The 11,865-nt window shown below is 45.9% G+C and carries 10 protein-coding genes and 1 tRNA gene; 7 read left to right on the top strand and 4 right to left on the bottom strand.

The genetic code is table 11. The annotated features are described in order from the left end of the window. Nucleotides 1-31: 31 nt before the first annotated feature. Nucleotides 32-106: transfer RNA gene (locus AC5EF3_RS06160), tRNA-Gln, on the bottom strand. A 339-nt stretch (nucleotides 107-445) separates the two neighbouring features. Between AC5EF3_RS06160 and sppA the strand changes: the two genes are divergently transcribed. The 4 genes from sppA (at nucleotide 446) to AC5EF3_RS06140 (ending at nucleotide 4,954) form a co-directional block, all read left to right on the top strand. After that, on the top strand, nucleotides 446-2,218 hold the full coding sequence (gene sppA, locus AC5EF3_RS06155) for a signal peptide peptidase SppA (protein WP_493547426.1): 1,773 nt from the start codon (nucleotides 446-448) through the stop codon (nucleotides 2,216-2,218). Nucleotides 2,219-2,446: 228 nt separating this feature from the next. Further along, on the top strand, nucleotides 2,447-2,884 hold the full coding sequence (locus tag AC5EF3_RS06150) for a protein tyrosine phosphatase family protein (RefSeq protein ID WP_493547425.1): 438 nt from the start codon (nucleotides 2,447-2,449) through the stop codon (nucleotides 2,882-2,884). A gap of 160 nt (nucleotides 2,885-3,044) precedes the next feature. After that, nucleotides 3,045-3,977 (top strand): hypothetical protein, encoded by a 933-nt coding sequence (locus AC5EF3_RS06145; RefSeq protein WP_493547424.1) that lies wholly within the window; start codon nucleotides 3,045-3,047, stop codon nucleotides 3,975-3,977. 68 nt (nucleotides 3,978-4,045) lie between these two features. Continuing rightward, nucleotides 4,046-4,954 (top strand): MBL fold metallo-hydrolase, encoded by a 909-nt coding sequence (locus AC5EF3_RS06140; protein WP_015827042.1) that lies wholly within the window; start codon nucleotides 4,046-4,048, stop codon nucleotides 4,952-4,954. A gap of 90 nt (nucleotides 4,955-5,044) precedes the next feature. On the opposite strand, the gene AC5EF3_RS06135 is transcribed toward AC5EF3_RS06140, so the two are convergent. Both AC5EF3_RS06135 and AC5EF3_RS06130 read right to left on the bottom strand, forming a co-directional pair. Continuing rightward, the gene (locus AC5EF3_RS06135; RefSeq protein ID WP_015827041.1) at nucleotides 5,045-5,971 is read right to left on the bottom strand and encodes a DUF1499 domain-containing protein; all 927 of its coding nucleotides are present in this window, start codon (nucleotides 5,969-5,971) and stop codon (nucleotides 5,045-5,047) included. Between the two features lie 61 nt (nucleotides 5,972-6,032). After that, nucleotides 6,033-7,676 (bottom strand): fatty-acid--CoA ligase, encoded by a 1,644-nt coding sequence (locus tag AC5EF3_RS06130; protein ID WP_493547423.1) that lies wholly within the window; start codon nucleotides 7,674-7,676, stop codon nucleotides 6,033-6,035. Nucleotides 7,677-7,789: 113 nt separating this feature from the next. Between AC5EF3_RS06130 and AC5EF3_RS06125 the strand changes: the two genes are divergently transcribed. Next, nucleotides 7,790-8,740 (top strand): glycerophosphodiester phosphodiesterase family protein, encoded by a 951-nt coding sequence (locus tag AC5EF3_RS06125; RefSeq protein ID WP_493547422.1) that lies wholly within the window; start codon nucleotides 7,790-7,792, stop codon nucleotides 8,738-8,740. A gap of 4 nt (nucleotides 8,741-8,744) precedes the next feature. Further along, on the top strand, nucleotides 8,745-9,521 hold the full coding sequence (locus tag AC5EF3_RS06120) for an alpha/beta fold hydrolase (RefSeq protein WP_493547421.1): 777 nt from the start codon (nucleotides 8,745-8,747) through the stop codon (nucleotides 9,519-9,521). 24 nt (nucleotides 9,522-9,545) lie between these two features. Here the strand turns inward: AC5EF3_RS06120 and pdxH are convergent, their stop codons facing one another. Beyond that, entirely contained in the window at nucleotides 9,546-10,247 is a 702-nt protein-coding gene (gene pdxH, locus AC5EF3_RS06115) for a pyridoxamine 5'-phosphate oxidase (protein WP_493547420.1), read from the bottom strand. Nucleotides 10,248-10,769: 522 nt separating this feature from the next. Between pdxH and aroC the strand changes: the two genes are divergently transcribed. Then, nucleotides 10,770-11,864, top strand: coding sequence for a chorismate synthase (gene aroC, locus AC5EF3_RS06110; RefSeq protein ID WP_493547419.1), 1,095 nt, complete (start codon nucleotides 10,770-10,772; stop codon nucleotides 11,862-11,864). The last annotated feature ends 1 nt before the right edge of the window (nucleotide 11,865 follow it).

Genomic DNA, 11,865 nt, shown 5'->3' with positions numbered 1-11,865 from the left:
ATAATATATTCTAGGAAAAATTTAAAAACCTTGGCTGGGGCACCAGGATTCGAACCTGGGAATACCGCTACCAAAAAGCGGTGCCTTACCACTTGGCGATGCCCCAACAAAGGAGCGCTGTAAGTAACTAACCTTAAATTGGAATGCAATACTTTTTTTGCTCTGAAATAAGAAAAATACCGTGATATTCGAAAAAACAGCGATTTTCTTAAACTTATCAATCCTCTAATTTCCCTATTCCCACCGCCAGATCACTTGCAGATGGAAGGGTGAATCACGTGAAATTGATGAAACAATCCGCCATATTAATGGAAATCACACATTCTTCCCTTTCAATTTGTAAAACTTACACCTATATTTATCGATAATCGCTATAATTCAGACCTGAAGCCGTGCCATTTGATGGAAAAGCAAAACAGGTGTGTTAGTTACGAATTGGAAACACATGAAAACGCTTCTTCTATCATTCGCGGGTGGATTTCTCGCATTGATTCTATTTTTCATCGCCCTCCCCATATTCATCCTGACTCTTGTGAGCGGAAACGCCTCAGATGATGCTCCTAAGGGCGCTGTTATCTTAGAAATTGATATGCGCTATGAATACCCTGATCAGAAGCCAACTGATGGTCTAGCCTCCCTCTTTGGGCAAACAAGTTTTGTTGATATCCTCACAAAACTAGATCGCGCTGCCACAGATGATCATGTCAAAGGTGTCGTTCTACGTGCAAGCGAAATGGGATTTGGCTCTTCTCGCGCTGAAGAAATAAGAAGCGCTATTAAAAAGCTCCAAGCCAATGATAAATTTGTCCTTGCACACTCCCAAGGCTTCTTCGTCGGTGGCCCAGCAGCTTATCGCGCCATATCAGCCAGTGATGAAATCTGGCTACAAGCAGGTAGCGACCTCTCTATTCCCGGCTTTTCACTTGAAACTTTGTTCCTGAAAGGCCTTTTCGACAATCTAGGCATATCTGCTGAGATTGAAGCATTTCACGAATTTAAAAACTCTCCCAACGTCTATAAAGAAACAGACTTCACAGAATCACACGCCAAGGCGATGCGCGAACTGGCTGAAGGATTATGGCAAGTGAGCCTCATCGACATTGCCAATGACCGTGCTGATAAAATGGCCGATAATGCCATTTTGCGCGATGTATTGGAAAACAGCCCATATTCTTCAGACCAAGCTCTCGACCTTGGACTCGTCGATAAACTTGGATGGCCAGAAGATCTTGTCCGTCATGCAATGGGCTTAGCCCCCAATGCTGAATTGATCGACATTGCCCAATACACACCGAAAAAAATCGCCGACAAAGCGCCTAAGATTGCGCTCATTGGCGGTGAAGGTGGTATCATGCCAGGATCATCTGGTGGTGATATCTTTAATCCAAATGCAGAGCAGATTATCGCATCAGATACAGTGTCATCACAGATATACGACGCCGGTAAAGATGAAAGCATTAAAGCCATTGTTTTCCGTGTTGATAGTGGCGGAGGCTCCCCGACTGCATCAGACCAGATCTGGAATGCAATTGAATATGTCCAAAACACATATAACAAACCAGTTGTTATCTCTATGGGATCGGTTGCAGCTTCAGGCGGATATTATATCTCCATGGGCGCTGATAAAATCTACGCAAACCGCGCCACAATCACCGGCTCAATCGGTGTGTATGGTGGTAAATTTGCGCTTGCAGAAGGTCTAAGAAAAATTGGTGTAAACCCATCTCGTATTGATGTAGGTGGCCCCTATGCTTCCATTTACACGTCTACAGAACGCCTGTCCGAGCAACAACGTGCAACCATGCGGGCAAGTCTGGCACGCACATATGATCGTTTCACACGGCTTGCTGCTGATGGCCGAGGCATGAGCCAAGAGGCTTTGCACGAAATCGCCAAAGGCCGCGTATGGACGGGTGTAGCAGCCAAAGAAAATGGCCTTGTTGATGAACTTGGTGGATTGATTGACGCCATTGAGGGCGCAAAGCAACTCGCCGGAATCGATGCAGACAAGCAGGTTAATCTTGTATCGATGACGCCGGAACAAGACCCTGTTCAAGCAATTGGCAGCATGTTGGGAGCGTCTGCACAAAGCATGCATACTCTCAATCAATTGTCCCAAATTATGGGTGATGAGCGCATCCAAGCCACAATCATGCAAATACAAGCAATGGAAACTCAGCCCAACCAGATGGCCGCACCTGTCATTAAAGAATACTAAAACAGGCGATCTTGGACTATGTCTACAAAAAGGGGGGCTGGACTTGAAAACCTGCCCCCTTTTCACAGCGAATGACAAACAAGTGTTTTCACTTACTTTGTTTTATCATAACTCTGACCTTGCTTTATTGCTGGGTTAATAATAACCGCTAGCGATGTAAAAACGTATTTAGCAATGCTTGATACACATTAGTACATTCAAGATATTGATTAAGCTTATGAGGGCAAAATGGCTGATATTCGTAAAGTAACAGAATCTTTTGCAGTCGCGCCACAAATCGACGTAGATGATTTTGCTTCCATCCAAGAAGACGGCTTCAAATTCATCATCAATAATCGCCCTGATGAAGAAACTTTTGGCCAAATGCCTGGCGCAACCGCAAACGCCAAAGCAACTGAATTTGGAATGGGCTATAAAGCTGTCCCAATCTCTGGACCGGGCGACTTCATGAAATCAATGAAAGCATTGAACGACGCCATCGCGGAAAGTGAAGGCCCTGTACTTGCCTATTGTCGTTCTGGCACGCGTTCAATTTCTCTATGGTCATTAGCTCAAGTAAAGATCGGAGCTGAAACGCCAGAATCAGCAATAGAGAAAGCTAAAATCGCTGGATATGACTTGTCTCATCTTGAGCCGACTTTGAATCAATTAGCTGGCTCCAAATAAGCGGCAATTAGGCATGACACATAAGTTTCACTTGGCTTGTTCTGATTTCTGCCTCATTTCAAAGTTCAACAGTGTACGGTATTCTTGCGTGACTTTCTTTTTAAAGTAAGAGAGAAACACACAATCTGAGAATACCTAGTTTTAAAATGGTTGATTGCGTATGAAGAAGAAAATTTGGACGTCAGACTTTATTGTTGAAGGCCCTAATTCCATTCTTGTTAAAAAGACGGGGCATCGTATCCGTCTTGATTTTCATTTACTGCATGACATCTTCACATGGTTCACCTTCTTCTTCTTTGCGCAAGCTTGGCGTATTCAGCGTGCCCTATCTGGACACAAACGCCCTAAAATCGCTTTTGCTCCCGATCAACCACGCCCTTGGTATTTGATCTGGCCTGTGCTGCATGTGGCCGGTGCCCGCATTGTCAAAGATAGTGAAGACGCTGACATCATCATGCAGTTTGATGATTCAACTGAAAGCTCCACGCCAACAACTATTGGCCATTCTAAGCATGCAAAAACAGTCAATTTTGAATGCACCGACATTTCTAAATCTCGCGTGGCCGAAGCATTTGAGCGTGCTGCCGGATATGGCCTTGGTGTAGATCCTGAAACCTACTCAGGCATGATCGTTGATAAGTCAGAGATTAACGCAGCACATGATGGACGTATCATAGCAGGCCCTATTCCTCGCGTAGAAGGCCGTGCTTATCAACGACTAGTGGATAATGAAATTCCCGGCGGGCTGGTCGAAGACCTGCGCACATGCACAGTCAATGGTGAACCATCACTTGTATTCATCAAACGTCGTCCTCTATCTAGACGTTTCCTGAATGAAAATACTGAAGTTTTCATCAAAAACCCTCAAGATGTGTTCTCAAAAGATGAACTTGATGTGATCCGCGCCTTTACCAAGGAAATCAAGCTTGACTGGGGCGGTGTAGACGTGTTGCGTGATGCAAATGATGGTCGTATTTTTATCGTCGATGCTAACAAGACTGACATGGGTCCACCCGTTGCTTTGCCTCTTGGACAAAAGCTACGCGCGACCAGACGTCTTGCCAAAGCATTTGCCGATCAGTTTGCACCATAAACTTCATGTCTCTACCTTTATGGTAGGGAATTTAGAATGACAGACATTAAGACAGCGGACAGGGACATATGGCCGGCATTCCATTTGTAAGCGACATTGAATTTGACTATGAAGAAGTGACGCAAGTGTCCCCGCTAATCCAACGGGTCATTGCAAACAATCCGGGTGCATTCACCTATACGGGTACAGGTGTCTATATCATTGGCGGTGATGAATGTGTTGTTCTCGACCCTGGCCCTAACAATGAAACCCACTTTGACGCGTTAAAAAAGGCGCTCACTGGCCGCAAAATCAAATACGTGCTCGTCACCCACTCGCACATGGACCACTCCCCTCTAGCACATCCGCTCGCACAATGGGCAGGTTGTGAAGTCCTTGCAGGCGGCCCAGCCATTCCAACAGAATCAGATGTACGCATGGAAGCTGGAGATGATCTCTCTTTCCAACCCCACCAGACAATCGCGGATGGCCAGATATTCACAGGCGATGGCTGGACGATTGAAGCTGTCTCTACACCGGGTCACACAAGCAATCACTTCTGCTTTGCTTTAAAAGAAGAAAACGCATTATTTTCAGGTGACCACATCATGGGATGGTCAACAACTGTGATATCCCCACCTGATGGAAATATGGGTGATTATTTCAACAGCTTAGAAAAAATACATGCACGCGGCTATTCAACGATTTGGCCCACGCATGGACCGCCTATAACTAAAGCAGGCCCGTTTGTGGATGCGTATATTTCTCACCGCCGCAAACGCGAATCAGCGATAATTGATCGCTTAGAAGCAGGCGATACACAAATTCCTCAGATGGTAAAAACAATCTATAAAGACGTTGATAAGCGGCTACACCCTGCTGCGTGCCATTCTGTTCTAGCGCACATGATACACCTTGTTGAAACAGGCCGCGCGACTGCATCTTCGTCTAATTATGGTTTGAAGACTGAATACAGATCCACAACCATTTCTGCCTGACCTCAATTACCCTATCGACACTTACAAAAAAGCCGCTCCAAAACTGGAACGGCTTTTTTTCATATGGGATAAGGCAAATGCCTTAAATCGCTATTTCATCATCAAGTTCAAATCATCCACAAAATGCTTCAGACGTGTCGCATTTGCCCCCATGTCAGACAATCCAATTCGACTAACCGAGCGCGCATTCACCCGTGACCCAATTTGCCCCTGTTTCTCAACAGTGATCACAATATCGTCTACGAAACCATACCATGGAGACGTATACGTCGCGTGGATTACACCAGCTTCGCGGTTCACACTCACAACATCCCAATTGTTTTTATTTGCCACTTCCACCACGGCTTCAATCGTGATTTCCGGTTTCACTTCAAACAATTGTGGACGTAGATTGAAATCTTGATAAGCAGCCGCCTGCAAATCTTTTACATATTTCCCCACAGCATTTGGCCATCTCCCAGCAGCAGATTCTGGCACGACAGGGTTATCTAAAACTGGGTTCCAATTATTGGCTTTTCGTTCGTCCAATAGCGCTTGAGGAAACTGAATAGGATTCGTCCAATCCGTTTGAACATCATGAATGGGCGGCAAACCAGCCACATCATCGCCCGTCTGTTTCAAATGTCCCAGCATAAACACCGGCACTAACAGCGCAATCACAACTAAAATAGAACCGCGACGTGGGGGTTTAAGCAATTGAATGATCAGTGAAACTAGACAAATAACAGCAACTGCGATCAATAAAATCGGCCCCATCTGGAACGACATTTTCACAAGCCCCGTTCCGATAGACCAAAGGCCGTATTTCACGCCAAGTGCCGCAATGACAAACCAAAGCGGACACAGAATAGCGCCTCCAATTGCTATTTTCATAGCAATGGATTGTAGCTTACTCATGGGCTCTCTTGGTGGTGGTGGCGGATAAGAACCCAACACCACAGGTTTCTCGTCTTTATTTTCAGATTGATTTGCTTCAGCTTCAAGCTTCTCAACTTCTTCAGGTGTCAATTCCGACATATTGCCCTCCTACATGCCACACTTGGTGCTTTCTATCATTAGAAAGCACCAATAGCGAACATTAAGCGGTCGGTAATTTATAGTCTTTGAAAGTTTCTCGAAGAGCAAGCTTATTGATCTTCCCAGTCGCCCCCAAAGGAATGTCATCAACAAAGGCAACATCGTCCGGTAACCACCATTTGGCTATTTTGCCATCGAAGAAAGCCAGAACCTCATCTTTGGAGACGTCCTCGCCTTCAGCTTTTTTCACAATCAATAATGGACGCTCATCCCATTTAGGGTGATGCACACCAATAGCGGCCGCCAAAGAAACTTTTGGATGAGACACGGCAATGTTTTCAAGCTCGATAGAGGAAATCCATTCTCCACCTGATTTGATCACATCTTTCGATCTGTCGGTAATATGCATCTGACCATATTGGTCGATATTACCCACATCACCTGTGTCAAAGAAATCTCTATCATCAAGTATGCTTCCTTCACCCTTCACATAGGCTGCAGCCACCGCTGGACCTCTGATCATTAGGTGACCTGTCGCTTTACCATCTCGTGGCAAACTTTTCCCATCTGGACCAACAACATCCAATTCAACCCCGAATGGCGGACGTCCCTGCTTCAATTTGTGGGTCATTTTCTCTTCATCGCTAAGGTTTTGCAACGGCATAGGAAGTTTGGAAACTGTTCCCAATGGGCTTGTTTCTGTCATTCCCCATGCTGGATAGACTTCTACGTCATAGTCTTCTTCAAATGCCCGCAATAATCCTTCTGGCGTAGCTGCTCCACCAATCGCCACAGAATTAAGGTGAGGCAGTGTCTTACCTTCTTTTCTCATATATTCGAGCAGCATCTGCCATACAGTTGGAACAGCGGCAGAAATCGTCACCTTTTCAGAATCCAGCAATTCATAAATAGCTGCCCCATCCATGCGCGCACCCGGCATAACCAGCTTAGCCCCACTTGCAGGACCAGAGAATGTCAGCCCCCACGCATTCGCATGGAACATGGGTACAACCGGCAATACAATATCACTATCTTTAATGCCGAGCGCGCCTGCCTGCATGGACATTAAAGTCTGCATTATGTTGGAGCGGTGAGAATATAAAACCCCCTTTGGATTGCCCGTCGTACCGGACGTATAACAAAGGCCACAAGCTGTTCTCTCGTCAAAATCCCCCCATTTTACGCTGTCACCACGACATCCTGACAGAAAGCTCTCATAGGATTTCAAATTTGGGATTTTTGTATCAGCTGGAATAACACTATCATCACCATACACCACAAACAATTTCACCCTCGGCAAATGAGGTGCGATTGCTTCAATAATCGGCATAAAAGTTGTGTCAAAGAATATAGCTTTGTCTTCTGCGTGATTAGCAATCCATGCTATTTGCTCAGGGAAAAGACGCGGGTTTAAAGTATGTAAAACCATACCAATCCCCATAGCACCATACCATGTTTCCATGTGTAGATCGCTATTCCATGCGAGCGTGGCGACAATATCGCCAGGCTCCAATCCATTGGCAAGCAATGCCTCTGAACAACGTCGCGAATCTGCGTGGATATCAGCATATGTTTTGCGAACAATAGGGCCAGCGACAGAACGCGTCACGATTTCCTGATACGGATATACCGCGAGTGCATGATTGATGACCTTATCAATAGTCATTGGCCAATCTTGCATTAATCCAAATGGTAGTTGCTGCATTATAAATCCTCTCCCAATAGAGTTTTATTTTTATGTTTTTTGTATTAAACGACATAAATACAACGAAAAAAAGTCGCGACGTAGCGTCAACTCACACAATAAAAGGCAAATAAATGCGTCCCGTTACCCTAACCTTCGCAGCTTGCGCCCTTTTTGTGTCGGCTTGTTCCCCTGAGGCAGAGAATTCCTCGTCGACTAACAAGGCATTAGATACCAATCAGACCGCACCAGATCACAATCCCGTGAGCCTTCAGGCAAAGATGGATTGTGTCAGAGAAAACGGTGCCCTTCCTGCCGCACATCGCGGTGGCCCACGTCGTGGATATCCAGAAAACGCACTTGAGACGCTTCAATTATCTTATGAGAATGGCACACGTATTTTTGAAATAGATGTCGCCGAATCCAAAGACGGCGTTCTATTCTTAATGCATGACACAAGCCTTGATCGCACGACAGAACGCGAAGGAGTTGGCCGCGAAATAGATTGGGCAACACTAAAAAACGTTCGCCTGAAAGCGAATGGCGAAATAACCAATTTCACTATCCCTTCATTGGCTGACACTTTAAAATGGGCCAAGGAAACAGGCGCTATCATTGAACTTGATAAAAAGCGCTCCAGTAAATTTGAAACAATTATTTCTGAAGTGCGTAAAGCCAATGCGCAAAACAATGTGATTCTCATTACATATACATATGACCAGGCTGCTGAAGTTGCGCGCCTTGCTCCTGATATGATGATGACAGCTTCTGTCTCCGATCCATCCGATATTGAAACATTAGAATCACGCGGTGTCAGACGTGAAAACCTTATCGCATGGACAGGCACAAACACGCTAAACCCCGGATTATGGTCCGACATAAAAGCAATGGGCGTTGAAGTTGCATTTGGTACATTAGGGCGTCGCGGAGATCGCTTCGATGATACTTTTTGGGCTGATCGCGATGGATCAGAATATGATGAACTTGTTGCCAATGGTGTTACAATGATTGCGACGGACTATTCTGACCGTGTCAGCAAGCATTTGACTGTGGATGACATCGCCATCGAGAAATGTGAATTCTAACATTATGTTGCACTATTCTGGAACCGGTACAAAGCGCTCAAAAACTGCAATTGTTTTTTTGCATGGCGGTGGCTTTAGCGGCTGGATGTGGGAAAACATTATCGGCCACCTGCCAGATTATTTCTGTCTCGCTATCACCCTCCCCGGCCACGGATTAAGCGCCAAAGAAGAATGGGTATCCATCGAAGATACGGCGCGCCAAGTTGGTGAGATTATCGACAATGAGCTTGAAGGCATGGATGTCCACATTGTAGGCTTGTCGCTGGGTGGACATGTGGCGCTGCAATTGCTGTCAGATAGACCCAAAGATATCAGCTCCGCCACGCTAAGCTGCATTATCCACGACCCACTTCCCAACGCCGAAATATACCACCTCTTGCTGCGCGGCATTTTGAAATTCCGCAAAATTCCGATGGCGCAGAAATTTGTCGCGCATAAATTTGGCATGGCTGGTGAAAAGACCAGACGCTATCTCCAAGAAGTTCGGAAAGTAGATAAAAAAGCGATCAAGCAATCATCTGCTGAAATTGCGAATCTGAAACTCCCCCCAAACCTGCAAGAGGTATCCAGCCGGGTCTTGCTTCTCGCAGGAGAAACTGAGCGCTCCTTTACCTTGGATGCACTGCCAAAATACAAGAGCGAATTTTCCAATTACCGCAGCGCTATCGTGCCCAAATATGGATATGGTTGGTCAGGCAAATGTCCTAGCCTCTTTGCAGACGCCATCCGCGCTCAGATTTCCCAAAACCAATTGCCCGCAGAATTGATTGAACAGAATTGATTGAACAGAATTGATTGAACAGCTCTAAGGATAGAGACGCCCTGTCGACCATCCACCATTTGAAGAACGTTCAAACACAAGCCTGTCATGCAAGCGGAATGGACGGTCACGCCAAAATTCAATATGCTCAGGTGCAATCCTATAGCCCGTCCAATGCGGTGGACGTGGTGTTTTGCCAAGAGCGTATTTCGCACCGTATTTCGCGATGTTTTTTTCAAGCTCAAACCGCCCATCCATGCGAGATGATTGATTTGAAGCCCATGCACCAATCTGGCTGTCTTTGTGACGTGATTGGAAATACGCATCCGCTTCAGCATCACTGACTCGCGTCACATTACCGCGCACACGTACCTGACGGCGCAGTGACTTCCAATGAAAACAGATAGCGGCTTTCATATTGGCGTCTATCTGCCGCCCCTTAGCGCTTGTTGTGTTTGTATAGAAAACAAACCCATTCTCATCAAAATCCTTGAGAAGCACCATACGCACATCCGGCATACCATCTTCATCAACGGTCGCTAGAGACATCGCGTTAGGATCGTTGATTTCCTTAGCCTTGGCCTCACTTAGCCATTTAGCAAACATCTCAAATGGTTCATCCGTCGCAAACCAATGCGCGTCATCATCCAAAGGCTTTCCCGCAGCTTTCGCTTTCGCGTAAACCTCAGCATATTCTTCGTCCTGATAATCAGGACTATCAGGGATGAGCTTTGTCTTGTCTGTCATTGGTGCCTCTTGAACTATTACGCTTAATTATAATGCTGTTTTTCAAGAATGACAGTGTGGCGTTTTAGGTTATCGGGAATTCAAATCATAGCTCTGCACACTCCACTGTATTTTCAGAGCAGACATCCTTGACACCGTCAAATATGTATATACATAGTAATGCAACGTATATTTTATGCTAATACATTATCTAATGCGCTACATAAAATGTCTGCAAAACAAAAATAAGGAGCCGACACATGGCTAACAAAAAAGTTAAAGCGATCAAAGCTGAAATCAAAACACGCAAGAAAACAATTGCGAAGCAAGAAGTGAAACTTAAAAAAGCCAAAAAAGCTCTTAAAAAAGCAGCATAATCTATTTTACCCCTTAGATAGATTATCTTTAAAACCGCCAGAAATGGCGGTTTTTTTGTAGGAAAAGACACAAAATTATTCCAAGCGACACTTTCGCTGCACTCGGAATTAAAAAAATCAACTAAAAGACTACCCAAATCAGTCATTTTGCGCTTGAAAGAACCTCATGTCACATAATACTTTTGGTCATCTTTTTCGCGTCACCACTTGGGGTGAAAGTCACGGTCCTGCCCTTGGGTGTGTGGTTGATGGCTGCCCAGCGGGTATCCCCATTTCAGCCGAAGAAATTCAGCACTGGTTAGACCTTCGCAAACCGGGCACAAGCAAGCTTGTCACCCAGCGTAAAGAAGCTGATGCCGTCAAGATCCTTTCAGGCGTGTTCGAAGATGACCGCACGAATGGTCAGGTCACAACCGGCACACCGATTTCATTGATGATCGAAAACACCGATCAACGCTCTAAAGACTATGGTGACATTCGCGACAAATACCGTCCCGGCCACGCAGACTATGCCTATGATGCCAAATATGGTGTGCGCGATTATCGCGGTGGTGGGCGCTCTTCTGCGCGCGAAACAGCCGCCCGTGTCGCCGCGGCTGGAATTGCCCGCAAAGTGTTAGGCGCTGACATTACAATTCGCGGCGCACTCGTACAAATCGGTAACAAAAAGCTAGACCGCAGCAAATGGGATTGGAACGAAACCACCAAAAACCCACTTTGGTGCCCCGATGCAAACACGGCAGCTGAATGGACAGATTATCTGGAAAGCATTCGCAAAGCCGGTTCATCTGTTGGTGCAGTCATCGAAGTCGTCGCTTCTGGTGTTCCTGCTGGTTGGGGCGCACCGATTTATTCAAAACTTGATTCCGATCTTGCCATGGCCATGATGACAATTAACGCAGTTAAAGGCGTTGAAATCGGCGCTGGTTTTGAATCTGCTGCCTTAACAGGTGAGGAAAACGCCGACCAAATGCGCATGGGCGAAAATGGTCCTGAATTCCTATCCAATAATAATGGCGGTGTGTTGGGCGGTATCTCCACAGGACAAGACATTGTTGTGCGTATCGCACTCAAACCAACCTCTTCAATTCTGACTGAACGCAAATCAATAGATAAGCACGGCAATGAAGTCGACATTCGCACCATAGGCCGCCACGACCCTTGTGTCGCCATTCGGGGTGTGCCTGTAGCAGAAGCCATGATGGCGTGTGTTCTGGCAGATCATAAATTACGTCACCGGGGACAAATGGGCGGCGTATAAT

It is taken from the genome of Hirschia sp. (assembly GCF_058892565.1).
The sequence above is the reverse complement of the archived record's forward strand: the minus strand, read 5'-3'. Positions and strand labels throughout refer to the sequence as shown.